Origin of the sequence: Streptomyces sp. NPDC005483 (assembly GCF_040606035.1) — a bacterium.
Classification (GTDB): domain Bacteria; phylum Actinomycetota; class Actinomycetes; order Streptomycetales; family Streptomycetaceae; genus Streptomyces.
Window position 1 is genome coordinate 537,447 of sequence record NZ_JBEXEA010000003.1, and the last position, 24,345, is coordinate 561,791.

Annotated in this window: 19 protein-coding genes; 10 read left to right on the plus strand and 9 right to left on the minus strand. The window is 72.3% G+C overall.

All coding sequences use genetic code 11. The features are described from left to right. Window position 1: 1 nt before the first annotated feature. Complete coding sequence (locus ABZT06_RS08885) at window positions 2-1,798, plus strand: glycoside hydrolase family 15 protein (protein ID WP_355737070.1); 1,797 nt, start codon at window positions 2-4, stop codon at window positions 1,796-1,798. Between the two features lie 59 nt (window positions 1,799-1,857). After that, window positions 1,858-2,733 (plus strand): PhzF family phenazine biosynthesis isomerase, encoded by an 876-nt coding sequence (locus ABZT06_RS08890; protein WP_355736966.1) that lies wholly within the window; start codon window positions 1,858-1,860, stop codon window positions 2,731-2,733. Window positions 2,734-2,736: 3 nt separating this feature from the next. On the opposite strand, the gene ABZT06_RS08895 is transcribed toward ABZT06_RS08890, so the two are convergent. Next, complete coding sequence (locus ABZT06_RS08895) at window positions 2,737-3,702, minus strand: hypothetical protein (RefSeq protein WP_355736968.1); 966 nt, start codon at window positions 3,700-3,702, stop codon at window positions 2,737-2,739. Between the two features lie 159 nt (window positions 3,703-3,861). On the opposite strand from ABZT06_RS08895, the gene ABZT06_RS08900 reads away from it, so the two are divergent. Further along, window positions 3,862-6,105, plus strand: a complete 2,244-nt coding sequence (locus ABZT06_RS08900; protein ID WP_355736971.1) for a heavy metal translocating P-type ATPase — start codon at window positions 3,862-3,864, stop codon at window positions 6,103-6,105. 11 nt (window positions 6,106-6,116) lie between these two features. Here ABZT06_RS08900 and ABZT06_RS08905 read toward each other — a convergent pair whose 3' ends face one another. The 6 genes from ABZT06_RS08905 to ABZT06_RS08930 all read right to left on the minus strand — a co-directional run bounded on the left by ABZT06_RS08905 (window position 6,117) and on the right by ABZT06_RS08930 (window position 11,563). After that, a complete protein-coding gene (locus ABZT06_RS08905) occupies window positions 6,117-6,755 on the minus strand; it encodes a hypothetical protein (RefSeq protein ID WP_355736974.1) in 639 nt (212 codons plus the stop codon). A 73-nt stretch (window positions 6,756-6,828) separates the two neighbouring features. Then, entirely contained in the window at window positions 6,829-7,581 is a 753-nt protein-coding gene (locus ABZT06_RS08910) for a cupin (protein ID WP_355737073.1), read from the minus strand. Further along, window positions 7,575-8,501: a PmoA family protein gene (locus tag ABZT06_RS08915; RefSeq protein ID WP_355736977.1), complete on the minus strand. Its 927-nt coding sequence runs from the start codon at window positions 8,499-8,501 to the stop codon at window positions 7,575-7,577. The genes ABZT06_RS08910 and ABZT06_RS08915 overlap by 7 nt, the downstream gene beginning before the upstream one ends. Then, window positions 8,498-9,610, minus strand: coding sequence for a Gfo/Idh/MocA family oxidoreductase (locus ABZT06_RS08920; protein ID WP_355736980.1), 1,113 nt, complete (start codon window positions 9,608-9,610; stop codon window positions 8,498-8,500). The genes ABZT06_RS08915 and ABZT06_RS08920 overlap by 4 nt, the downstream gene beginning before the upstream one ends. 166 nt (window positions 9,611-9,776) lie before the next feature. Beyond that, window positions 9,777-10,394 (minus strand): TOPRIM nucleotidyl transferase/hydrolase domain-containing protein, encoded by a 618-nt coding sequence (locus tag ABZT06_RS08925; RefSeq protein ID WP_355736983.1) that lies wholly within the window; start codon window positions 10,392-10,394, stop codon window positions 9,777-9,779. 383 nt (window positions 10,395-10,777) lie between these two features. Next, window positions 10,778-11,563, minus strand: coding sequence for a class I SAM-dependent methyltransferase (locus ABZT06_RS08930; protein WP_355736986.1), 786 nt, complete (start codon window positions 11,561-11,563; stop codon window positions 10,778-10,780). 160 nt (window positions 11,564-11,723) lie between these two features. On the opposite strand from ABZT06_RS08930, the gene ABZT06_RS08935 reads away from it, so the two are divergent. The 5 genes from ABZT06_RS08935 (at window position 11,724) to ABZT06_RS08955 (ending at window position 17,710) form a co-directional block, all read left to right on the plus strand. Beyond that, window positions 11,724-12,926 carry a sensor histidine kinase gene (locus tag ABZT06_RS08935; RefSeq protein WP_355736989.1) on the plus strand — a complete coding sequence of 401 codons (1,203 nt, stop codon included), beginning with the start codon at window positions 11,724-11,726 and terminating at the stop codon, window positions 12,924-12,926. Then, window positions 12,923-13,570 (plus strand): response regulator transcription factor, encoded by a 648-nt coding sequence (locus tag ABZT06_RS08940; RefSeq protein WP_355736991.1) that lies wholly within the window; start codon window positions 12,923-12,925, stop codon window positions 13,568-13,570. Before ABZT06_RS08935 ends, ABZT06_RS08940 begins: the two co-directional genes overlap by 4 nt. 160 nt (window positions 13,571-13,730) lie before the next feature. Next, window positions 13,731-14,870, plus strand: coding sequence for a GNAT family N-acetyltransferase (locus ABZT06_RS08945; protein WP_355736993.1), 1,140 nt, complete (start codon window positions 13,731-13,733; stop codon window positions 14,868-14,870). A gap of 88 nt (window positions 14,871-14,958) precedes the next feature. Further along, window positions 14,959-16,188: a DegT/DnrJ/EryC1/StrS family aminotransferase gene (locus tag ABZT06_RS08950; protein ID WP_355736997.1), complete on the plus strand. Its 1,230-nt coding sequence runs from the start codon at window positions 14,959-14,961 to the stop codon at window positions 16,186-16,188. A gap of 76 nt (window positions 16,189-16,264) precedes the next feature. Further along, window positions 16,265-17,710, plus strand: a complete 1,446-nt coding sequence (locus ABZT06_RS08955; RefSeq protein ID WP_355737000.1) for a glyceraldehyde-3-phosphate dehydrogenase — start codon at window positions 16,265-16,267, stop codon at window positions 17,708-17,710. On the opposite strand, the gene ABZT06_RS08960 is transcribed toward ABZT06_RS08955, so the two are convergent. Then, window positions 17,689-18,354, minus strand: coding sequence for a DinB family protein (locus tag ABZT06_RS08960; protein ID WP_355737003.1), 666 nt, complete (start codon window positions 18,352-18,354; stop codon window positions 17,689-17,691). The genes ABZT06_RS08955 and ABZT06_RS08960 overlap by 22 nt on opposite strands. Window positions 18,355-18,654: 300 nt before the next feature. Between ABZT06_RS08960 and ABZT06_RS08965 the strand changes: the two genes are divergently transcribed. Continuing rightward, window positions 18,655-19,572, plus strand: a complete 918-nt coding sequence (locus ABZT06_RS08965) for a hypothetical protein (RefSeq protein ID WP_355737006.1) — start codon at window positions 18,655-18,657, stop codon at window positions 19,570-19,572. Between the two features lie 118 nt (window positions 19,573-19,690). Then, window positions 19,691-20,146 carry a hypothetical protein gene (locus ABZT06_RS08970; RefSeq protein ID WP_355737009.1) on the plus strand — a complete coding sequence of 152 codons (456 nt, stop codon included), beginning with the start codon at window positions 19,691-19,693 and terminating at the stop codon, window positions 20,144-20,146. Window positions 20,147-20,252: 106 nt separating this feature from the next. Here ABZT06_RS08970 and ABZT06_RS08975 read toward each other — a convergent pair whose 3' ends face one another. After that, entirely contained in the window at window positions 20,253-24,146 is a 3,894-nt protein-coding gene (locus ABZT06_RS08975; protein ID WP_355737012.1) for an XRE family transcriptional regulator, read from the minus strand. Window positions 24,147-24,345: the final 199 nt, after the last annotated feature.

The window sequence follows — 24,345 nt, forward strand, 5'->3', positions numbered from 1 at the left end:
CATGGGCTACCTGCCGATCGCCGAGCACGGTCTGATCGGAGACCTGCGCAGTGTGGCGCTGGTCGGGACCGACGGCACGATCGACTGGTACTGCTGCCCGTCCTTCGACGCGCCGAGCGTCTTCGCGTCGATCCTGGACGCGGAGCGCGGCGGGTGCTTCGAGCTGGCGGCGACCGTGCCGGCCCGGACCAAGCAGTTCTACTTCCCCGACACCAACGTCCTGATCACCCGCTTCTACACCGAGGACGGCGTGGGCGAGGTCCAGGACTTCATGCCGGTCGACGGTGACGCGGTGGAGACCGAGCGGCATCGGCTGATCCGGCGGGTGGTGTGCGTGCGCGGTTCGATCCCGTTCCGCACGCGCGTGGCGCCGCGTTTCGACTACGGCGCCCAGCCGCACACCCTCCGCATGGTCGGGGACGTCGCGGTCTTCGAGTCGCCCAAGCTGTCGCTGGGCCTGACCTCGACCGTGCCGCTGGAGACCGAAGGGGCGGACGTGCGCGTCGACTTCAAGCTCTCCGAGGGCGAGTCGGCGGTCTTCGCCCTGGACCAGGTCGGCGGCGAGGTGAGCCCGCGCCGGTGCGCGCGCACCGAGGCCGAGGAGCAGTTCAACAGCACGGTCGCCTACTGGCGGCGCTGGCTGTCCGCCTCCAAGTACCGGGGCCGCTGGCGGGAGATGGTGCACCGCTCCGCCCTCACCCTCAAGCTGCTCACCTACGCGCCCACCGGCGCCATCGTGGCCGCGCCGACCACGAGCCTGCCCGAGCAGCTCGGCGGCGAGCGCAACTGGGACTACCGGTACGTGTGGGTGCGCGACGCCGCCTTCTGCGTGTACGCCCTGCTGCGCCTCGGCTTCACCAGCGAGGCCGAGCAGTTCATGGACTTCCTCATCCGTCACGTCAGCCCGGAAGGCCACGGCCCCTCGGGGCCCCTTCAGATCATGTACGGCATCGACGGCCGCACCGATCTGACGGAACGTGAACTCCCGTACCTGGAAGGGCATCAGGGCTCCGCGCCGGTCCGGGTCGGCAACGCGGCCGCCGACCAGCTGCAACTCGACATCTACGGTGCGCTGATCGACTCGATCTACCTCTACGACAAGTGGGCCAAGCCCATCTCCAGCGGCCAGTGGGACGACGTGTGCACGCTCGTGGAGTGGGTGTGCGCGCACTGGGACCAGCCCGACGAGGGCATCTGGGAGACTCGCGGCGGCCGGAAGAACTTCCTGTACTCGCGGCTGATGTGCTGGGTGGCGATCGAGCGGGCGATCCGGATGGCCAACCGGCGCGGGCTGCCCGCCGACCTGAACCGCTGGCGGGAGTGCCGGGACGCGATCTACCGGCGGATCATGGACCGCGGCTGGTCGGAGACCCGGCAGGCGTTCGTGCAGCACGAGGACGGCGATGTGCTGGACGCGGCCGTCCTGATGATGCCGCTGACCAAGTTCATCGCGCCGACCGACCCCAAGTGGCTGTCCACGCTGGACGCGCTCACCGAGGAGCTGGTGTCGGACTCACTCGTCTACCGCTACGACCCGGCGGCGAGCCCCGACGGACTGCGCGGCGACGAGGGCACCTTCTCGATCTGCTCGTTCTGGTACGTCGAGGCGATGGTGCACGCCGGACGGATCGACGAGGCACGCCTGGCCTTCGAGAAGATGCTCACCTACGCCAACCATCTGGGCCTGTACGCCGAGGAGATCAGCAACACGGGCGAGCAACAGGGCAACTTCCCGCAGGCGTTCACCCATCTCGCCCTGATCAGCGCGGCGTTCAACCTGGACCGGGCCCTCGGCTGAGGACCCGCCGCTCGACGAGGCCCGGAATAGACGTCGCGCGGGCCCGCGTTGCCGCCAGCATGACGACGAACGCGCCGCGCCCCGAGGTCCTGCGATACACCGCCTTCTCCAGCAGTCCCGAGGGCGGCAACCCCGCCGGCGTCGTACTGGACGCCTCCACCCTGGACGACGGCGACATGCTGGCCATCGCCGCCGAGCTCGGGTACTCGGAGTCCGCGTTCCTGACCGCGCCCCCCGAGGGGCTGGCGGGGCCGGAGGGACGGACGTTCAGCATCCGTTACTTCAGCCCGAAGGCCGAGGTGCCGTTCTGCGGGCACGCCACCGTCGCGACCGCCGTCGCGCTGGCGGAGCGGATCGGCCCCGGAGAGCTGGTGTTCGCGACTCCTGCCGGGACCGTGCCGGTGTCGGTGGCCGAGCAGGACGGGACGGTCAGGGCCACGCTCACCAGCGTCGAACCGCGTGTCGAGGAGATCTCCGACGCCGACCTCACGGAGGCGCTGGCCGCGCTCGACTGGCCTGCCGCTGATCTCGACCCGGCGTTCCCGCCCCGGATCGCGTTCGCGGGCGCCCGCCACCTCGTCCTGGCGGCGGCGACTCGCGCGCGCCTCGCGGAGCTGGCGTACGACTTCGCGCGCCTCGAAGCCCTGATGCACCGACTGGACCTGACCACGGTCCAGTTGGTGTGGCGGGAGTCGTCGACCGTGTTCCACGTCCGTGACCCCTTCCCCGTCGGCGGTGTCGTCGAGGACCCGGCGACCGGTGCGGCGGCCGCGGCGTTCGGCGCGTACGCCCGTGATCTCGGCCTGGTTCCCGAGGACGCCGTCCTCACCCTGCGCCAGGGGGAGGACCTGGGCCGCCCCGGCGAGCTCACGGTGACCCTGCGCGCGGGCGACGCGCGCGTCCGGGTCGGGGGCGCGGGCGCGCGTATCGGCTGAGGTTCAGTGGCCGTGCTCGCCGGACGACTCGTGGGGAGCCTCGTCCGCGGGCGCGGCGACCGCTCCGCCCGCCCGGACCGTGAACGCGGCGGTGTGCACCTTGCCCTCGTGCTTGAAGTCGAGGAAGAGCCGGTAGGTGCCACTGCTGGGCGCCGTGGCCGTGAAGGAGATGTCCGGGCCGGCGGTGGTGGTGCCGTCGCCGGGCTCGCCGTTCGGGTGGACGTGGAGATAGGCGAGGTCGCCGGAGCGCAGGGCGACCAGGTGGCCGTAGGCGCCGAGGTAGGGCTGGAGGTCGGTGACCGGCCTGCCGCCCCGGGAGACCGTCAGCTTCAGTGCGCGGGCGGCGCCGGGACGCAGTGCTCCGCCGAGCTTCACCTCGTAGCCGTCGGTGGCGGCGGTGGTGTTCGGCGCCGGAAGGTTCTGCGGTGCGTAGCTGCCCGACACGGCCAGATCCGCGCCGAGGGTGACGTTCTCGGCGCCCTTCGTCTCAGGGGTGAAGTCGGCGAAGACCCGGTAGCCGCCCGCTCGGGGCAGGGACACGGGGATGCTCCAGGTTCCGTCGGCGGCCCGGGTGGGGTGCAGATGACGGTAGGTGTTCAGGTCGCGCGAGGCGACGATCAAGTGGAGTTCCTTGTCGTGCTCCCGACGGAAGGCGGTGACCGCGCGGCCGTCGTCGCCCCTGATGGCGAAGCGGAGGTCGGCGGTGCGGCCCGCTGTGACGTGCGGGGTCCGCAGGTCGAGGGTGTAGCCGTTCTCGGAGATCTGGAGCCCGCCGGCCGGGGGCGACTCGTATCCCGAGTGCCCTGCGGGTTCCGAGCGCCCTGAGTCGCCGCCGTCCGTGTGCGCGTCGTGGCGGGCGGGCGGCTCGTCGTCGGCGACCGGTCCGATGCCCTGGCCCACGCCGTAGGCGGTGCCGAACGTCGCGGCCAGCGCGGCGGCGAACGCGGTGATCTTCAGTCCAGCGTGCATGACCGGCTCCTTCAGCTCGGCAGGGGTTCCCGATGCACTTCACCATACCCCTAGGGGGTATCAAGTCAACCCGCTCGACCGCTTGCCCCGGATACCTACCGGGGGTATACAGGAGGCACGCACCAAGATACCCCCACCTGGTATTCATGAGGAGCATCGATGACCACTACCGCAGCGGCCGAGACCGAACTCGCCATCGGCGGGATGACCTGTGCCTCGTGCGCGGCGCGCATCGAGAAGAAGCTCAACCGGATGGACGGGGTCAGCGCCACCGTCAACTACGCCACCGAGAAGGCGAGGGTCATCCACCCCGCCGGCGTCTCGGTCCAGGAACTCATAGCGACCGTCGAGAAGACCGGGTACACGGCCCAGGAACCGGCACCTCCCGAGCCGGCCGCCCCGGACGAAGTGGCATCCGACGAACTACGGTCCCTGCGTGAGCGGTTGGTGACCGCCGTGGTGCTGGCGGTACCCGTGGTCGCGATGGCGATGGTGCCTGCGCTGCAGTTCGAGTACTGGCAGTGGCTGTCACTGGCACTGGCGGGACCCGTGGTGACCTACGCGGGATGGCCCTTCCACAAGGCGGCGTTCACCAACGCCCGGCACGGCGCGGCCACCATGGACACGCTGATCTCGGTCGGTACGACGGCCGCCTTCGGCTGGTCGCTGTGGGCGCTGTTCCTGGGGTCCGCGGGCACGCCGGGCATGAAGCACCCCTTCGAGCTGACGATCGCCCGCGGTGACGGCACCGGGAACCTGTATCTGGAGGCCGCTGCCGGGGTCACCGCGTTCATCCTGGCCGGGCGGTACTTCGAGGCACGCTCCAAGCGCAAGGCGGGCGCGGCCCTGAAGGCGCTGCTGGAGCTGGGCGCGAAGGACGTGACCGTGCTGCACCCGGACGGTCACGAACAGACCGTCCCCGTCACGGAGTTGAAGGTGGGCGACCGCTTCCTCGTCCGCCCCGGCGAGAAGATCGCCACCGACGGGACCGTCGTCGAGGGCTCCTCCGCCGTGGACGCCTCGATGCTCACCGGCGAGTCCGTGCCGGTGGAGGTCACCCCCGGTGAGGCCGTCACCGGCGCCACCCTCAACGCGGGCGGACGGCTCGTCGTCGAGGCGACCCGGGTCGGCGCGGACACCCAACTGGCCAGGATGGCCAAGCTGGTGGAGGACGCGCAGAACGGCAAGGCGGCCGCACAGCGGCTGGCGGACCGGATCTCCGGCGTGTTCGTCCCGGTCGTGATCGCCCTGGCCCTGGGCACCCTGGGCTTCTGGCTCGGCAACGGCGCCGGTACGGCCGCCGCGTTCACCGCCGCGGTCGCCGTACTGATCATCGCCTGCCCGTGCGCCCTGGGACTCGCCACGCCGACCGCGCTGCTGGTCGGCACCGGGCGCGGCGCGCAACTCGGCATCCTCATCAAGGGTCCTGAGGTCCTGGAGTCCACGCGCAGGGTCGACACCGTCGTCCTGGACAAGACCGGCACCGTCACCACCGGCCGGATGACCCTGCTGGCCGTGCACGCGGCCGACGGCACCGACGAGGCCGAAGTCCTGCGGCTGGCGGGTGCCTTGGAGCACGCGTCGGAGCATCCGGTCGCGCGGGCGGTGGCCGACGGGGCGCTGGAAAAGCTGGGGTCACTGCCCACCCCCGAGGACTTCGCGAACGTTCCCGGGCTCGGCGTGCAAGGCATCGTCGACGGCCACGCCGTCCTCGTCGGCCGGGAGCGCCTGCTCGCCGACTGGGCGATGGAGCTGCCCGAGGAGCTCCGGCTCGAGAAGGCCGCCGCCGAGTCGGCCGGCCGTACCGTCATCGCGGTCGCCTGGGACGGCGAGGCGCGGGCCGTGCTCGAAGTCGCCGACGCGGTCAAGGACAGCAGCCGTGAGGCCGTCGCCCGCCTGCGCGCGCTCGGCCTCACCCCCATCCTGCTGACCGGCGACAACCGGGCCGTGGCCGCGTCCGTGGCCCGCGAGGTCGGTATCGATCCCGAGCAGGTGATCGCCGAGGTGCTGCCGCAGGACAAGGTCGACGTCGTCAAGCGGCTTCAGGCGGAGGGCCGTTCGGTCGCGATGGTCGGCGACGGCGTCAACGACGCGGCCGCGCTGGCCCAGGCCGACCTGGGCCTGGCGATGGGCACCGGCACGGACGCCGCGATCGAGGCGGGCGACCTGACCCTCGTCCGGGGCGACCTGCGCTCCGCGGCGGACGCCATCCGGCTCGCCCGCCGCACCCTCGGCACGATCCGGTCCAACCTCTTCTGGGCCTTCGCCTACAACGTGGCCGCGCTGCCGCTCGCCGCGGCCGGACTGCTCAACCCGATGCTGGCCGGGGCGGCGATGGCGTTCTCGTCGGTGTTCGTGGTCGGCAACTCGCTGCGGCTGCGCTCCTTCAAGGCGGTCCGCTGACACCGCCGGCGTCACCCTGCGCCCCGGGCACCCTGGCTTCCGGACATGGCGGCCGGCCGGACATGAACCGCGGTCAGCGCCCGCGCCGGCGGCCCGGGGACCAGGAACCCCGGCGGCACCAGCATCCAGGCGCACAGCGCCGCCGTGGCCACGGCGAGCAGCACCTGGGTGCTCCCTCCGACGTCCCGCACGGCCTCGCGCACGGCGGTCGGCCAGTCGGTGAGCGACTCGGGACGCGCGCAGGCCCGCAGGCCCACCACCAAGGCGACCGTACCGATGCCGGCGGCCACCACTGCGAACAGCGGCGCCCCCGACAACCGCGCACCGGCCGGCGCCAGGTCCGCCAGGTCCGCCAGGTCCGCCAGGAACAGCAGCGCACCGGTCTGAGCCACCGCGCCCGTCGCGAGGTCACCGGCCTGCAGCCGTCGCCGCAGGACCGCGAAGTACCGCCCCGCGCGGTGGCCGGTTGCTCCGGAGTCCTCCCACGTCTTGACGTCGTAGACGACGGTCTCGGTGCCGTGGCCCTGCCGGATCGCGTACTGGCTGTCGTCCACGCGGCCGGTGGCGAGCAGCCCGGGAACAATGTCGGAGGTGTGCAGGACGGCCTGCTGCTGCATCACGCCGGGTGCGTCGCCGCCCGCAGACTGCACGGCGGACTTCTGCGTAGGCGTCGCAACCCGAGAACGGCGCCTGTACGCGGAACTCCCCCCAAAACAAGCGGTGTTACTCGCCGTGGTACGGCAGTGTCGTCCCCGGCAGGTTGTACTCGTCCCGGCGTCCGCACATCCCGAAGCCGCCGAGCCGGGTCGGCGCGGCCTCGTGCACGGTCGCGTCGTCCAGATACGACGGCTCGCCGGACGCCAGCGCGTCGAGCTGGGCGCCGGTGCGCTCGGCGGTGGCCAGGGCACCGGCCTCCCACAGCTCGCGCCAGTGGGGCACCTTGCCCCGTACCAGACCGGCGGCGGCCCGCTGGAACGCCCGATACGGGCCGTTGTCACCGTCGGCCAGGGCCTCGCGCAGCACGAGGTAGCCCTCGACGGCGAGGTCCCTGCGGCGCCGGGCGGCGGCCGCCGTCTCCGGGCCGGTTCCGGGCGGGAGCCGGGCCTCGGCGGCGTACCGCGCGGGGTCGGCGAGCACCTCCGGCGGGAAGGTGAAGACGGCGTCCCCGGCCTCCGGCAGGCCGCTGTTCTGCATCAGCACGGTGATGCGGAGATCACCGCCCTGGACCATGCGGTGCACGGTGCCGGGCGTGAACCAGGCGATCGAGCCGGCCTCCAGGGGGATCTCCCGGTAGCCGTCGGGGCTCAGCGTCTGCACCGCGCCGAGGCCCCCGGTGACGACGTACGCCTCCGTGCACACCAGGTGCAGATGCGGGCTGCCGCCGCACACGCCGTCGACGGCCTCCCAGTCGTAGGCGCTCAGGTGTGACAGGCCCACGGCGCCCGGCAGCGGGTGGGGAAGGCCCGGCTTCACCAGGGCAGGCCTTCCAGACACGAGGAGACACGTGCCCCGTCCCAGGCGCCGTCGGCGACGACCAGCCGGTAGCGGTACGCGAAGGACTCCCCCGGCGGCAGCTCGAACTCCTCGAAGAACGCCCAGGAGAACGCGACCGTCGGGAACGGCTCGGAGCGCACGAACCAGTGCGACTCGTGGATCGCGGTCCCCGGGTCGAGGTTCTCGGGGGCGTGCGCGAAGACGAGCGTGGAGTGGGCGTCCACATCGTCGTGCTCGGTGGTGAAGGCGAGCCACGGACTCTGGCTGCCCATCAGCTTGTCCGCGTCTCCGTCGGTGTCCGGGGCGAAGACCGCGCCGCCGGTGAAGTCGCGGGGGCCGCGCCACTGGAGTCCGGTGTAGCCGGCCATCTCACGGCCCGCGGTGGTGGGGGAACCGAAGGCGAGGGGCTCGGCGCGCAGGTTGGTCAGCCGGATCGACCAGTCGAGCGCCCAGGAGCCGGCGGTCTCGTCGACCGAGTGGACGGCCAGGCCACGCTCCTCACGCGCCCACTCCTCACCGCCGTTCTCCACCCAGGTCAGCGCCTCGGTGACGTCCAGCCGGGCCTCGGAGGCCGTGAACGCGGTGAAGCCGTCGTGCCGCATGGAGCCGACGCGCTCCGGCAGGGGCAGATAACCCTGGCCGTGGACATAGCAGTTGCCGCCCCAGAAGTTCTGCCCCGACAGATGGCTCGCCGTCATCTGCAGGCCCTTGTGCCAGCGGTGGTCGTTGGGCCGGTAGCCGGTCACCGTGCGGCCGCCGAGGGTGCGCACCGGGTGGGCGTAGGGCTTCTTGGCCTCGAAGGCCTCGGGGTCGGGTCGGTAGACGTAGCGGAGGATCTCCGTGCCGTTCGCCGCCTCGACGGCGATGTGCTCGCCGTGGACGTGGCTGACGCGGATGCTCATGCGCGCTCCTTGGGGGCCCAGTGGGGGTGGTCGCCGTGCATGGCCGGGTAGAACGGGTCGCCCGGCGCGACCTCGCCCGCGAGCACGGGTTGCCCCGTGAACGCCGACTTGTAGAGCGCGGCGGCGAACTCGAGGGTGGCACGCGCATCGGCGCCGCTGCCGGGAGGCCTGACACCGTTGTCGTACGCGTCGAGGAGTGCGCCGAGCTGGGCCGCGTGCGAGCTGGGCACGTCGGCGGCCGGCCTGCGCCAGGCGTCGACGCGATCGGCGGCCACGTGCGGGGCGGGGACGTAGGTCCAGTCCTCGTTGCGGTGGCCGTACAGGTGGGTGAGTTCGACGGTCGCGTCGGCGCAGTCGATGCGGATGCGGCTCACCTCGTCGGGTGAGAGCACGCTGTTGACGACGGTGGCGAGGGCGCCGTTCTCGAACCGGACGAGGGCGGTGGAGACGTCCTCGCTCTCGGTGTCGTGGACCAGCCGGGCCGCCATGGCGCGGATCTCCGCCCAGGGGCCGAGCAGGTGCAGGAGCAGGTCGTACTGGTGGATGCCGTGCCCCATGGTCGGGCCGCCGCCCTCACTGGCCCAGGTGCCGCGCCACGGTACAGCGTAGTAGGCGGCGTCCCGGTGCCAGGTGGTCTGGCAGTGCGCGACCCGGGGGGCGCCCAGCTCGCCGCTGGTGATGAGCTCGCGCGCGTGGACGGCGCCGGAGCCGTAGCGGTGCTGGAAGACGACGGAGGCGTAGGCGCCGGAGGCCTCCTCGGCCGCGGCGATCTCGTCGTACTCGGCGAGCGACAGCGTCAGCGGCTTCTCGCACAGCACCCAGGCGCCGGCCTTGAGGGCGGCCACCGTCTGCTCGCGGTGCAGCGAGGGCGGGGTGCCGATGAGGACGAGGTCGGGGCGTACGGCGTCCAGCATCTCGTCGACCGAGGTGTACCCGGCGACCTCGCCGCCCGCGAGCTCGCGGAAGGCGTCGAGTCTGCCCTGGTCCACGTCGACGGCGGCGACCAGTTCCGTGCGCTCGGCGTGGGCCCTGAGCGCGGACAGATGGCTTCCGCTGACGATGGCGCCGGTGCCGACCACGGCTACGCGGCGGCGGGCTGGACGGGACATACGGTCCTCCTCGGACGTCCGGCAAGGGGACGCTGACGTGCGGGGAAAGCGCTTGCTCTCCCGGGGACGACCCTAGATCCCGGCGATTGTCCTAACAAGACCCCGGGCGGTGATATCGGTGAACACGGCCGCCTTCCCGCGCTCCGTGTGTGCGAGAAACCCCCGGTCAGAGGGTGGCGAACAGGTCGTCCAGCGGCCCGGGCACCCGGCCGGGGGCGAGGGCCTCGACGAGGACGCGGCCGTAGTGGATCTTGCGGCCCGACCTCGTGCCGAAGAAGCGCCGCAACTGCAGCTGAGCGGTGCGGCCCCGCTGGGCGGGCTGGGACAGGAAGGTCTGGAGGGGCCGCAGGTCGCCCTCCTCCCGCACGAGTTCCTTCACCCGGGGCACACCCAGCGCGCGGATGAGTTCATCCTCCAGGTCCGCCGCGCAGACGAAGTACCCGTCCGGTGCCGCGCCGGCCCGCTCCCAGCCCCGGGCGTAGAACGGCTGTTCCCGCTCGTCGCACAGTCCCGTCAGGCGCAGGCCCAGGCCCGCCGGGCCGAGCAGGCCGGCGAAGCGGCCGACGCTCATCGCCCCGCCCATCGCCAGGACGCAGATCCCCTCGGCGGCCAGATCGCGGCCCCGGCTCGCGGCCAGCGCGTCGACCGCGGCCACGTCGCTCGGCCCTTCGAGCAGGACGACGGTCCGGACGGACAGCCGCGCGGCCAGTTCCTGTGCCGGCTCGCCGGGGCCGCCGGCCGCCCACGCCGTGACCGCGTCCCGGAACTCCCCCATGTCAGCCATGGGACGAGTCTGTGCCCTCACCGGCCCCGGCGGTAGGCATTTTCCGCCGGGGGGCCGGTGGTACATCCATGACGAGAGGCCGCGCGCGAACGTTCCGGGTCTCTCTTGAAGTCCTTCAGCGTCCCGCGGGCCTCGGCCCAGGGACGAGCGTGCGCGCCTCGTTCGTGTCCTTGCCTTCCACGGACGTCTCAGCCGTCCGTCGGCGCCCCGGCCGCGGCCGTATCGGGCACCGGTCTCACCGGCTCGCCTCCCCGTGCGTCACCCGGAGCTTGGACCGGCCGTGCGGAACCTGCGCTCCTCAGCCGGCCGCCGTGAGCGCGTCCCTGAACACCTATGCCGGCCATGGCACGAGTCGGTGCCCTTTCCCACCACACACCCCGGACTCACCGGACCGTCTCCTGGTGCGTCACCCTGATCTTGGACTGGCCGTGCGAGAGTTCCTCCCAGTCGTCCATGAACCGGGCGCGCAGCCCGTGCCCCTCGGCCAGGGCCACGAGCGTCTCGGCGCGGTAGTAGAAGTCCTCGCGGAGCACCTGGTGTTCCTCGCCCTCGGTGCGGTCGAAGGTGAAGTCGAACCAGCCGCCCGGGGCGAGCACGCGGCCGACGTGGGCCAGGCACTCGTCGATCACCGGCAGGGGCGAGTGCGAGAAGACGCTGTGCGCGTGGACGACGTCGAAGTGGGCGTCCGGCAGGAAGCGCAGGGTCAGGTCACGGACCGGGGTCAGGTTCGGCAGCCGCTTCTGGAGGGACATCTCGGCGAGCGTGTCCTGCGCGGCGAAGAGGATGTCGGGCGAGATGTCGATCCCGTAGTAGTGGCCCGGCTCCAGATGGCGGATGAAGCGCCAGCCGCCGCGCAGGTTGCCGCAGCCGATCTCCAGCATGCGGTGCTCGGGACGCAGACCGTGGCCGAGCAGGTAGTCGAACTGCATCGCCCCGAGCGCCAGCCAGCGCTCCCGGCTGCGGCTGCCCACAGCGGCGTCCGGGGCGGTGCGGGTGTCCGAGCGCATCACGGCGCGGTAGTAGGAGATGTGGTCCGGGTGCCTGCGGCGCAGCCACAGGTCACGGGCGGCGCGGGCCACATGGCGGGGCACGCGGTCGGGGTGGCGCAGGGCGTAGCCGACTCGGTGGCCGAGTGCGGCGCGGTTGGCGGTGAGGTTCTTGGCGGGCATCGGGAGGCCTTTCGGAGGTCTTCGCTCTGCTGCCAAGCCTCGGTGCGCAGGCCGGGGGTCCGGCTCGGTCAACGGGCTCTCGCCCCGGGGAGGTTCGGGTGACCGCCATGTCAGCCGATCGGTTGATGCGGTGCCGGGTCCGGCACGTTAGACACGGACCATGAACCACACCGATCCGGACGAGCGCTGGCTGGGCGCGATCGTGCACGGCGCGTTCTTCCTGCTGCTGTGCTCGTCGTTCGCCCGCTTCCTGAGCCGCGACCAGGGCGGGGCGCGCACCGGCTGGGTGGTGGCGCTGTTCGCCTTCTTCTGCCTGCTGTACGTCCTCGGGCATCTGCTGGCCCCGCCGCCCCGCCCGGGCCTGCCGCCCACCCGGCGTCATCTGGTGTGGCTGGGCTCGGTCACCGCCGTCTGGGTCGTCCTGCTCGTGCTCGCGCCGAGCGCCACCTGGTGTGTGATGCCCCTGCTGTTCGCGGGACTGCACGCGCTGCCGCCGAGGATCGCGGTACCGGCGGCGGCCGTGCTCACCGCGCTGGTCGTGCTCTCGGAGATACGTGTGGCCGACGGGCCGCTCAACCCGAACATGGTCGTGGCCCCGCCGGCCGTCGCAGCGGTCGCCACCGCCGTACTCGTACATCTGCAACGGCAGGGCGCCCGGCAGCGCGTGCTGATCGCCGACCTGGTGCGCACCCGGCACGAACTCGCCGCCACCGAGCGGCGGGCCGGGGTCCTGGCGGAGCGGCAGCGGCTGTCCTCGGAGATCCACGACACCCTCGCGCAAGAGCTGTCCAGTCAGCGGATGCTGCTCCAGGCCGCCGAGCGGGTGTGGGGGACCGACCAGGGCGCGGCCCGGGAGCATGTGCGGGCGGCTGCGGAGAGCACCTCGCGCGGCCTCACCGAGGCCCGCCGTTTCGTGCACGACCTGGCCCCGGCCGATCTCGCGGAGCGTTCCCTCGCCGAGGCCCTCGGCGAACTCGCCCGGCGTGCGAGCGGTTCGGGACTGACCGTGCAGTTCCGGCTGGACGGGGAGCCGGGGCCGCTGCCGGAGCGGGTCGCGGCGGCGCTGCTGCGGATCGCCCAGGGCGCGCTGGCCAACGTACGGGAGCATGCAGCGGCGACCCGGGCCGCGCTCACGCTGACCTGGCTGGACGAGCAGGTCTCGCTGGACGTCGCCGACAACGGGCGGGGGTTCGAGGAGGCCGGGTCCCCGGGGCCCGAGTCGCCGACGCGGGGGCATGGGCTTCCCGCGATGCGGATCCGGGCCCGCCAGGTGGGTGGCACGCTCACCGTGGAATCCACGCCGGGAGAGGGCACCGTGGTGTCGGCCGCCGTCCCGCTCGTCGTCAAGGAGCCCGCCCTGTGAACACGTCGCCGCCCTCCTCGCCCGTCCGGCTCCTGCTCTGCGACGACCATGCCGTCGTACGCGCCGGGCTGCGGGCCCTGCTCTCCAGCGCGAAGGGCATCGACGTGGTCGGGGAGGCCGCGACCGGCGAGGAGGCGCTCGCCATGGCGGCCCACCTGCACCCCGACGTCGTACTGATGGATCTGCAACTCGACGGTGGCATGGACGGGGTGACCGCCACCCGGCGGTTGACGGAGGGAGGCGAGCGGGTCCCGCGGGTGCTGGTGCTCACCATGTTCGACACCGACGCCGACATCACCCGTGCCATCGAGGCGGGCGCCACCGGATATCTCCTCAAGGCGGAACAGCCCGAGGAGTTGTTCTCGGCCATCCGTGACGCGGCGTCGGGCCGCAGCACGCTGTCCGCCCCGGTGGCCGACCGGCTGCTGACCCGGCTGCGCAGTCCACGCCCCGCCCTGTCCGTCCGCGAGCAGGAGATCCTCGCGCAACTCGCCCGTGGCCTCGGCAACCGGGAGATCGCCCGGGCCCTGTTCATCAGCGAGGCGACGGTCAAGACCCACCTGGGGCGGATCTACGGCAAGTTGGGCGTCGAGACCCGGGCGGGCGCGGTGGCCGTCGCCAAGGAACGACGGCTGCTGCCGTGACCGCCGACGGGAACCAGGAGCGTCCGATCCGCACTCTTCCGTTACGGCAGGCACCCTTGACAGCATGCGTACTGTTTGGCGACGTTTGATCCTTGCCGACACTTCGATCGGCGGGACGCGGACGCCGCGTCGTGGGGGGAATTGGGGGGATCGATCGCCCATGCGATCCATGAGCAGTGAAACGGACATAACGATCCACAGACCCGACGAGCTCGGCACCTCGCTCCGCGAGGCCTGGCACCGGGCGATGGACGAGACGCCCGACTACGCCAACCCGTTCCTGGCACCGGAGTTCGCGGCCGGCATCGGCAGGCACCGCGGCGGCGCCCGGGTGGCGGTCCTGCACCAGCGCGGCGAGGCTGTGGGCTTCCTCCCGTACGAACAGGGTTCCTTCGGCGTCGGCCGGGCCATCGGGCTCGGACTGTCCGACTGCCAGGGTCTCGTGCACCGACCCGGGGTCACCTGGGACACCCGGGCCCTGCTGAAGGCGTGCCGGCTCTCGGTGTTCGAGTTCGACCACCTCGTCGAGGAGCAGAGACCCTTCGCCCCTTATGTCACGGGGACGTTCGCGTCCCCGGTGATCGATCTGAAGGTCGGCAGCGACAGTTACCCGGAGTGGCTGCGGGGCGCGTATCCGGGGATCGCCAAGACGACCCTCAAGAAGGAGCGCCGGCTCACACGCGACCTGGGTGAGATGCGGTTCGTGTTCGACGAGCGCGACCCGGGACCGCTGCGCACGCTGATGCGGTGGAAGTCCGCCCAGTACCGCAGGACGGGCCGGATGGACCGGTTCGCGCGGCCGTGGATCGTGAACCTGGTGGAGGACCTCTTCCAGGTCCGCGAGGAGCACTTCACCGGGGTCCTCTCGGTTGTGTACGCCGGTGACCGGCCGGTGGCCGCTCACTTCGGGCCGACCTCGCGCACGGTGTTCGCCCCTTGGTTCACCGCGTACGACCCCGAACTGCGCTACTACTCCCCCGGCCTGATCATGCATCTGCGGATGGCCGAGGCGGCGGGCCGGCGCGGGGCCCGGCTGATGGACATGGGGCGTGGTGACAAGGAGTGGAAGGACTGGCTCAAGACCCGTGAGCTGCGGGTGGCGGAAGGATTCGCCACGCGTCCGCATCCGGTCGCGACGGCCCACCGTCTGTGGCGCCGCCCGGTGCGGGGACTGCGCAACACGGTCAACGCCCATCCGGCTCTGCGCGAACCGGCCGACCGCCTCCTGAAGACGGTCGGTACCCTGCGCACGTCCCGGCACCGCTCGGACTCCGACAGCGCGGGACCGCTGGCGAGCTGACGCGAGCCCGTCCCCCGGTTCCCGTGGGGGACGCCGACGCGTGTCCTCTTCCACCGCTCTTGATTGCCCGGCGAGACAAGGGGTGCCGATGCCGTACGGCTCGCGGCTAACCGCGACGATGACCCGACGACTGGGACGCGAGTGCGTCTACACACCCTCGGCCCGGCTGGCCCTGTACCTGGCTCTCCGGCGCTGGTGCCGGCCGGGCGCGCGGGTGCTGATGTCACCGGTGAACGACGACGTGATCCTGTTCGTGGTCCTCGCGGCCGGGCTGCGCCCCGTGATGGCCCCGGTGTCCGTGTGGGACGGCAACATCGATGCGGCCGCGGTACCGGAGTCCACCTGGCGCGACGTGGACGCGGTCCTGACGACCAACCTGTACGGCTTGCCCGACCGGGCTCTCGAACTGGGGCGTCGCTGCGCGCAGTTGGGGATTCCGTTGTTCGAGGACGCGGCGCACGCGATCGGCAGCCATGTGGACGGGCAGCCGGTCGGGACCTTCGGGAAGGCGGCGGCGTTCAGCCTGTCCAAGCACGTGGCCGGGATGGCGGGCGGCTTCCTCGCCGTCGAGGACGCGCGCACGCGCCGGGAGCTGGAGCTGCTGCGGGACGATCTCCTGACCCCCGGGCGGCTGCGCGAGGACCTGACCACGACCCTGCGCCCGCTGGCCCGGTCCGCCGTCCGGTCGCTCCATCTGGTGCGCCCGGTGTGGCGGACCATGGAGCGGCTCGGGCTGATGGAGCGCGACGCGTTCCGGATGACCCTGGACGCGCCGCGCCTCGCCGCCTCCGCCCGGGAGGCCCCGAGCCTGACCGCCTACGAGCGGTGGGTCCGTGTCGATCTGCACGGCTACCGTTCCCGGCATGGCTCGCTGGTCCGCGGCCAGCTCAGCCTGCGGATGGCCCGGCTCGACGAGGACCTGGCCCGGCGCAGGGCCGGGGTCGCCCTGCTGGCGGGCACCCCGTGGGCCTCGCCGGCGCTGCGCGACCGGACGGCGCACGACGGCCCCCTGCCGTTGTTCCGGGTGCCGCTCCTGGTCCACGACCGCGACGCCCTCGTGCGGCGGCTGGTGCGGCACGACGTGGTCTGCGGCTACCTCTACGACCCGCCGCTGGACGACTACGCGGGCGCGGAGTTCGTCGAACCCTCGCCCGATCCGGAGCCCGCTCGCTGGTTCGCCGCGCACGCACTCCCGGCCGATCCCCTGCTGGCCCGCCGGATCGTGGCCGCGTTCACGAAGGAGCGGGTGGCCGACGCGCACCCCGCGCTGCTGCGGCCGGTCCCGGACGCCACACCGCCCCGGCTGCTGGGCCAGTGAGCTGTGACACCCATGCGATCGATCAAAACATGAGGGGGTTAGCATATGAGCGCCGCCTAGCTCGAAAGAGAATTCTGTGACTGTCAAGGACGACTCGTTCACCGACTGGAAGAACCGCGAGGAGATCGCGGAATCGATGATCCCGATGATCGGGAGGCTGCACCGGGAGCGTGACGTAACGGTTCTGCTCCACAGCCGTTCCCTGGTGAACAAGTCGGTGGTCAGCATCCTCAAGACCCATCGGTTCGCCCGGCAGATCGCCGGCGAGGAGCTCTCCGTCACCGACACCCTGCCCTTCGTCCAGGCCCTCACCACGCTGGACATCGGCCCCTCGCAGATCGACATCGGCCGGCTGGCCGAGATCTACAAGGCCGACGACCGGGGCCTGTCGGTGGCCGAGTTCACCGCCGAGGCCGTGGCCGGCGCGACGGGCGGCGACAAGATCGACCGCCGTGAGCCGCGGGACGTCGTCCTCTACGGGTTCGGCCGCATCGGCCGCCTGGTGGCCCGGCTGCTGATCGAGAAGGCCGGCTCCGGCAACGGTCTGCGGCTGCGCGCGATCGTGGTCCGCGGGGGCGGCGACCAGGACATCGTCAAGCGGGCCTCGCTGCTGCGCCGGGACTCCATCCACGGCCAGTTCCAGGGCACGATCACCGTCGACGAGGCCGAGAGCGCGATCATCGCCAACGGCAACACCATCAAGGTGATCTACGCGAACGACCCCTCCGAGGTCGACTACACGGCGTACGGCATCAAGAACGCCATCCTCATCGACAACACCGGCAAGTGGCGCGACCGCGAGGGCCTCTCCCAGCACCTGCGCCCCGGCATCGACAAGGTCGTGCTGACCGCGCCCGGCAAGGGCGACGTCCCCAACATCGTGCACGGCGTCAACCACGACACGATCAAGCCGGACGAGCAGATCCTGTCCTGCGCGTCCTGCACCACCAACGCGATCGTGCCGCCGCTGAAGGCGATGGCCGACGAGTACGGGGTGCTGCGCGGCCACGTGGAGACGGTCCACTCGTTCACCAACGACCAGAACCTGCTGGACAACTACCACAAGGCCGACCGCCGGGGCCGCTCCGCGCCGCTCAACATGGTCATCACGGAGACCGGCGCCGCCTCCGCCGTCGCCAAGGCGCTGCCCGACCTCAAGGCGCCGATAACCGGCAGCTCGATCCGGGTGCCGGTGCCGGACGTCTCCATCGCGATCCTGAGCCTGCGCCTGGGCCGTGAGACCACACGCGAGGAGGTCCTCGACCACCTCCGTGACGTCTCGCTGACCTCCCCGCTCAAGCGCCAGATCGACTTCACCACGGCGCCCGACGCGGTCTCCAGCGACTTCATCGGCTCGCGCCACTCCTCGATCGTCGACGCCGGCGCCACCAAGGTCGACGGGGACAACGCGATCCTCTACCTCTGGTACGACAACGAGTTCGGCTACTCCTGCCAGGTGGTCCGGGTCGTCCAGCACGTGACCGGCGTGGAGTACCCGACCTATCCGGCGCCCGCGGTCTGATCCCGGCCTCCCGCAGGGGCCGGCCGGCGGCGCCGTTCCCGGTACAGGTCGCGCAGCAGGGCGATCTCGGCGCCGTGGTGCAGGACTTCCTGGTTGACCCACCACACGACGTCCAGGAACGGCTCCTCGGGGTCGCTGCCGTGCGGATAGGTGCAGCGGCCGACGATGTCGAGGTCGGCGTCGTCGGTGCCGCGCAACGCGGTGCGCCAGGCGTCGGCGGCCGCGTCGAAGGCGGCGATCGCGTCGGCGGCGGTGCCGCTGACGCGGTGGTCGTCGCGGGTGAGGCTGTGGGTGCCCGCCGTGTGGTCGGCGCGCAGCAGGAGCATCTCGCTGAGATGGCTCAGGCGCCACGCGAGGGTCGTGAACGGCGGCGGCACGGGGTGCGGGTGGGGCGCGGCGTCCCGGCCCCAGTCCCCGGTCCCGGCCAGGAAGGTCGCCCGCGCCCCGGGCCCGTCCGTACGCCGCCGGACCGACCAGCAGTCCGGCACCGGCTCCCAGAGGTACTCGTCGTCGGTCATCGCCCCGACCGGGGTCCGTGAGCCGTCGCCACTGTCCATGACCGGCCCGGCGAGCCGGCCGGCCAGACGCTCGCAGGACCAGTCGAACTGGTCCAGCAGCGGGGTGAGGCGCGGTCCTGCGGTCATCGGTGCTCCCCTGGGTCGTCCGGTCCGCCAGGCTGGCACGGCACGGGGGCGCCCCGCTCCTGCTTTTTCTCCCGCCCCTCGGCTCCCGGCCGGCTCCCACCCGGCCGGGGCGCCGACGGAGGACATCCGGTCACCGACCGGCGCGGCCGGGTTCAGGACCAGGTCAGGGGCCCCGCAGCCGGAAGTCTTGTTCAGAGTCTGTTTGTTCAGCCCGCTCGGGCCGACGTCGAACAACCAAGACCGCTATCCCTTGGTGGGCGGGCACCGACCGGGGCCCGCCTGAAAGGGGGCGGGGTGGTCGTGACAAGGCGGCGGGTGAAACGGGGGACGCTCCTCGCGGTGGCGCTCGGCTGTGTGGCCGCGGGCGCCGTGATCGCCACGGCGGAACAACGGCCGCCGGACGCCGGAAAGCCCGCCGGCGCTGCCGTACGGCCCCTCACGGCTCAGGAGGAGAACCGGCTGTACCGGGCGGAACAGCTCTTGCTGCGCACCTGTATGCGGGAACACGGCTTCGAGTACCGCCCTGTGCCGCGGAATCCCGTGCCGGAGGCCAGGGAGTTCCCCTATGTGGTGGACGATGTCGCCTGGGCCCGGAAACACGGCTACGGCAGCGACATCCAGCGCGAGCTGAGCCGGATGCGCGAGAAGGACGTCAACCAGCGGTACTTCCGCTCCCTGCCCCCGCAACGCCGGGCACAGGCGTTGCGCGCGGCCAACGGTCGCCACCCGAACGGCGTCACCGCTCGCACGCTCGACGGCATGGTGCTGCGACGCAGCGCCGAAGGCTGTCAGTCGGAGGCGGACCGCGTCCTCTACGGCGATCTGGCGGCCTGGTTCCAGGCCGAGGTGACGCAGGACTCGCTCCCGGAGATACGCCACAAGCGCGTCATGGCCGACCCGGCCTTCGGGCGGGCCGTCAAGCAGTGGGCTCGTTGTATGCGCGCCGCCGGCCATCCCTACGCCGGTCCCGCTCAGTTGCGAGAGCAGGCGCTGCCGGGCCCGGGCGAACCCGCGCTCGCACAGGGGCAGGAGATCCGCCTCGCCGTCGCCGAGGCCAGCTGTGCCGCCGACAGCGGCCTGGCCCGTACGGCACACGCGTTGGACCGGACGTACGCGATCCGGCTTCGCCACCAGTACCGCTCCGAGCTGGACGCCGCACAGCGGCTTCAGTGGGGAGCCCTTCCCCGTGCCGACCAGGTCATCGACGACACGCGCTGACCCGTCGGGGCGGGGCGAACAGAGAACGCACCACCCGCACCACCCGCACGGAGAAACCGAGAAACCGAGAACGGCCGTACCTCACGGCCGCTTCACACAACCCGTGAAAGGCACTGCCATGCGCGTATCACGCTCGCTCGTCCTCGGGACGGCCCTCGTCGCCCTGGGCACCGGGCTCCTTCCCGCCGTCACCGCCCACGCGGCCCCCGGCACCTCCCGGACCACGTCCGCGTCAGCCGCCCCGACCGTGCCCGCGGGCGTCCAGGCCGACGGTTACCTCCACCTGTACCGCGACCCCGGCTACAACAACTACTGCACGGGCTACGTGGGCAACTCCACGAACTGGGGAGCCTGCCGCAACGTGATCTCCTCCCTGTGGAACAACGGGTACCCCGGCAGCCTGGACGACGTCTGGGTGTACTGGGGCACGGGCTACGGCGGCGCGCGACGCGGCGTCTACAACGGAGTCGCGATTTCCGACCTCGCGCCGTACACCTTCGACGCGGGCACGGGCACCGGGGCGGGCGAGTCGATCAACGACAACATCTCCTCCCACAAGTGGACGAACCTGTAGCCGACGGTCGTGACGAGGTCTGCGGGCCGCTTTTCGCGGGCGGCCCGCAGCGCCTCGCAGGTGCTCCCGAACTCGTCCGCGATCGTCCCGCACCGCCGAACAGCGGTCAGCACGGCGGCCGGTAGGACGCCTCCGGGAAGTGCTGGTGCCACTGACCGCGGGTGAGGTGCGGGCGGGCGGTCCGGCACACGCGGGCGGAGACCCGTTCGGGGTCGGGGTCCCACAGTCGCACCGTGTGGTCGTTGGAGCCGGTGGCCAGGATCCGACCGTCGGCCGAGAAGGCGACGGCGTTGACGTCTCCCGTGTGGCCGGTCAGCGTCGCGAACTCCTCGGGCGCCCGCTGCCCTGCCGGTACTTTCCACAGGCGCACCGTGTCGTCGTTGCCCGCGGTCGCCAGGGTCCGGCCGTCGGGGCTGAAGCCGACCGCGTGCAAGGGTTCGGCGTGGCCGGTGAGGACGGTGGACCGGCCCCGGAACCGGCCGTGGGCCAGAGGCCACCACCGTGCCGTGCGGTCGTCGCTCGCGGAGGCCAGTACCTGGCCGTCGCCGCGGAAGGCGAGGGATTTGACGACCTGGGTGTGCCCCCGGAGCGTGCCCAGGCTCCGCGACGGCAGGGACGAGGTGAGCGCCCACAGCCGGATGACGCCGTCCGCACCTCCGCAGGCCAGGCTGCGACCGTCCGGTGCGAAGGCCAGCGATTCCGCCGAGCCGGGCAGGAGCGCCCGGGAACGCGGGCGGTGCGGGTCGGTGATGTTCCACAGGCGGGCGCCCTCGTCGTCGGCGGTCACCGCCACACGGCCGTCGGGACTGATGGCGACCGCGTCGACCGCGCCGTGCGCCGTGAGAGCGGCCAGGAAACGGGGCCGACGCGGATCGGTCACGGACCACAGGCGGGCCGTGCCGTCCAGGCTCCCGGAGATCAGGGTCTCGCCGTCCGCGGTGAAGGCGAGCGCGTTGACCGCGGCCGTGTGCCCGGCGAGGGAGGCCAGTTCGCGTACGGCGCGTGGACGCGCTGTCGACCACACGCGGACGGTGCCGTCGTAGCTGGCCGACGCCAGCACGCCGCCCCGGGGGGCGACCGCCACCCCGTAGACCGAACTGCTGTGCGCGGCAAGGGTGTCGGTGGCCAGGTCCCACAGCCGTGCGGTGCCGTCCTGGCTGCCGGAGACCAGGGTGGAGCCGTCCGGAGCGAACGCCACGGACGTCACCGCCCCGTCGTGCCCCGTCAGGTGCTCCGCCTGATAGGGGCGGCCGGCACCGTGCAGGGTCCACAGCCGCACCCCTTCCACACCTCCCGAGGCGAGGCTGTGGCCGTCGGGGCTGAAGGCGACCGCGTAGACCTTGTCCGTGTGCCCCCTCAGGGTGGCCGCCCGGGGAGCGCTCCGGCGGTCGGTGACCGCCCAGAGACGTACGGTGTGGTCCCAGCCGCCGGCCGCCAGGGTACGACCGTCGGGACTGAAGGCCACGGACGTGACCACGCCACGGTGCCCTCGCAGCGGCGGCAACGGCCGCGGACGGCGAGGGCGGGTGACGTCCCACCGGCGGACGGTGCGGTCGGTGCTCCCGGCGGCCAGCGTACGGCCGTCCGGGCTGAAGACGACGGACGTCAGACCGCCGACGCCCGTGACGTGCTCTCCGGGCACGCCGGTCACGGGACGCGGACCGGTCATCGGCCGCAGACCGTGCCGCCGCGAGGGGGCCCACAGGCGCAGGACGCCGTCCTGTCCGACGGTCGCCAGGGTGCGGCCGTCCGGACTGAAGGCCGCCGAGAGCGGGACGCCGGTGTGACGGGTCGACAGCCGCCGGGGACGCCGGGGATCGGTGATGTCCCAGAGCTGCACCGTTACGGCCCCGTCCGCTGCCTTCGGGTCGCCGCCGGGCCCACCGCCGGCGAGGAGCAGACGGCCGTCCGGACTGAAGGCCGTGGCACGCGTGGCTCCCGTGAGAACGGGACTGCCCTGGACAACGGGTACCGTGCCGACGGCCCGCGGCCGGCGCGGGCGGGTGGCGTCCCACAGCCGTACTCCCCCGGCGTGGCCGGTGGCCAGGAGACGTCCGTCGGGGCTGAACAGGACGGGCACGTCACCCCGGTGGCCGGCCAGTTCGGTGGCGTACGGGGTGGTGAAGGCGCTGAGCAGGCTGCTGCGGGCCTCGACCGTGGGCGACAGCCGATAGGCGGCCAGCGACAACTGCAGTGACAGGGCGGGGTCGGCCGACCGCAGCGCCCGGACCTGCTCGGCGACCCGCTGGGAGGTGGCGATGTCCCGTTGCTCGTCGGCTCTGTGCTGGGCTCGGACGGCGACGACCGTGGCGATGCTCGTCAGGGTGAGCAGAAGGCTGAGCAGCGCGATCAGACGGCGCATGCGCCGCACCCGCCGTCGGGCGGCCGCCTGCTCGGCCAGGTCGGCGGCCCGGGAGGCGTCGAGGAACGCGCGCTCCAGAGCGCTCATGTCGCGCGCGGCACCGGCGGACCACTCGGCGACCAGGGCCAGGCGCGATCCGCGGAGCAGGACCTCGGAGTCCCGGCCGCCCGATGCCCAGGCCTGGGCGGCTTCGGTGAGCAGGCGGTGGACCCGCACGCTGTCGCGGTCCTGGGCGAGCCAGTCGCGCAGGCGGGGCCAGCAGCGGATCAGTGCCTCATGGCTGATCTCGACGCTGTCCTGGTCCAGGGACAGCAGTCGTGCGGCGGCGAGCCGTTCCAGGGTCACCGTGGTGTCGGGGTCGATGCCGTCCACCTCGTCCCGGGTGATACGCCTTTTGGTGTCCTCGGTGCCCTCCCCCAGCGCGCACAGGCGCAGGAACACCCCCTTGGCGACCCGTTGTTCGGACGCGGTCAGGCCGGTGTAGACGCTCTCGGCCGTATGGGCCAGGGCACCTTCGATTCCCCCCGCGGCCTGGAATCCCGTCAACGTCAGCGTGTTGCCCCGTCTGCGCCGCCAGGTCTCCAGCAAGGCGTGCGACAGCAGAGGCAGGACCCCCACCCGGTCGTGTGCGTGGGCGACCAGCTCCGCGAGGAGCGCTCCCTCCAGCGTGCACCCGGCACGGACGGCGGGGCCGGTGATCGCCCGGCGCAGTTCGTCGGTCGTCAGCGGACCCACGGCGACCTGGGCGCCCCCGCACGCCTCCGACAGTTCCGGGTGACGGGTGCAGTGCGGGTAGAAGTCGGCACGTACGCCCAGCACCACCCGGCAACGGCTGTCCTCGGCGTGCGCGGCCGCGACCAACGCCCTGATGAACCGGGACCGTTCGTCGCCCTCCCGGCACAGCGTGAAGACCTCCTCGAACTGATCCACGACCAGCAGCAGCTCCGCTCCGTCGCCCTGGTCGGCCAGCGCTTGCCGCACCGCCCGGTGCAGGGCCTGGTCGCCGGCGGCGGAGTCGACGTGCTGGGTCTCGGCCGGGCGCGCGGCAGACGGGACCAGAGCGGCCGCGCTGGTCCGCAGCGGGTGCGCGCCGGGCACGATCACCACCGTCCGCCGCTTGCCGTCTGCCGCCTGCCAGCGCGGCACGACACCCGCGCGCAGCAGGGAGGACTTGCCCGACCCCGAGGCGCCGAACACCGAGACGAACCGGCTCTCCTCGAGCTGGGCCGTCACCGCGTCGACCAGTCGCTCCCGTCCGAAGAACCAGTCGGCGTCCTCCGCTTCGAACGGCGCCAGCCCGCGGTACGGTACGACCTCGCCGGTGCCGTCGGCCGGTCCGTCCCGCTCGGCCCCCTCCGCCTCGCTGTCGGCGGCCAGCTCGGCCGCGACCTCCTGCCACCGCTGCTTCCACTGGCGCACGTCGCCGTCGCACGCCTCGACATAGGCCAGGGCGACGGACAGCGTGGGCAGTCGACGCCCCGCGGCCGCCTCGGAAAGTGTCGCCGCCGAGTAGTGCGCCCGCTCGGCCAGGTTCCGGTAGGTCGGGCTGCCCGCCTTCTGCCGCAGTCGGCGCAGATCGGCGGCGAAATGGAGTAACGAAGTCTCACCCACGTCCAGCGGACGCTCTCTGCGCGGCACCCAAGTCCCCCTCATGCACAGGGCCCACATCTGTCTCCTGGAGCATGGCCGAGCGGGTCGCCCGGAAACAGTCATTACGCGCCAGTCGGAGAGCAGGCCGCTGCCTAGTGCCGCTCCGCAGAAGTTCGTGGAGGGGTGTTGATCAAGTTGTCTTCAGTGGGGTGCCTTCGTAGGTCCAGCGGTAGGGTCTCGCGGCCTC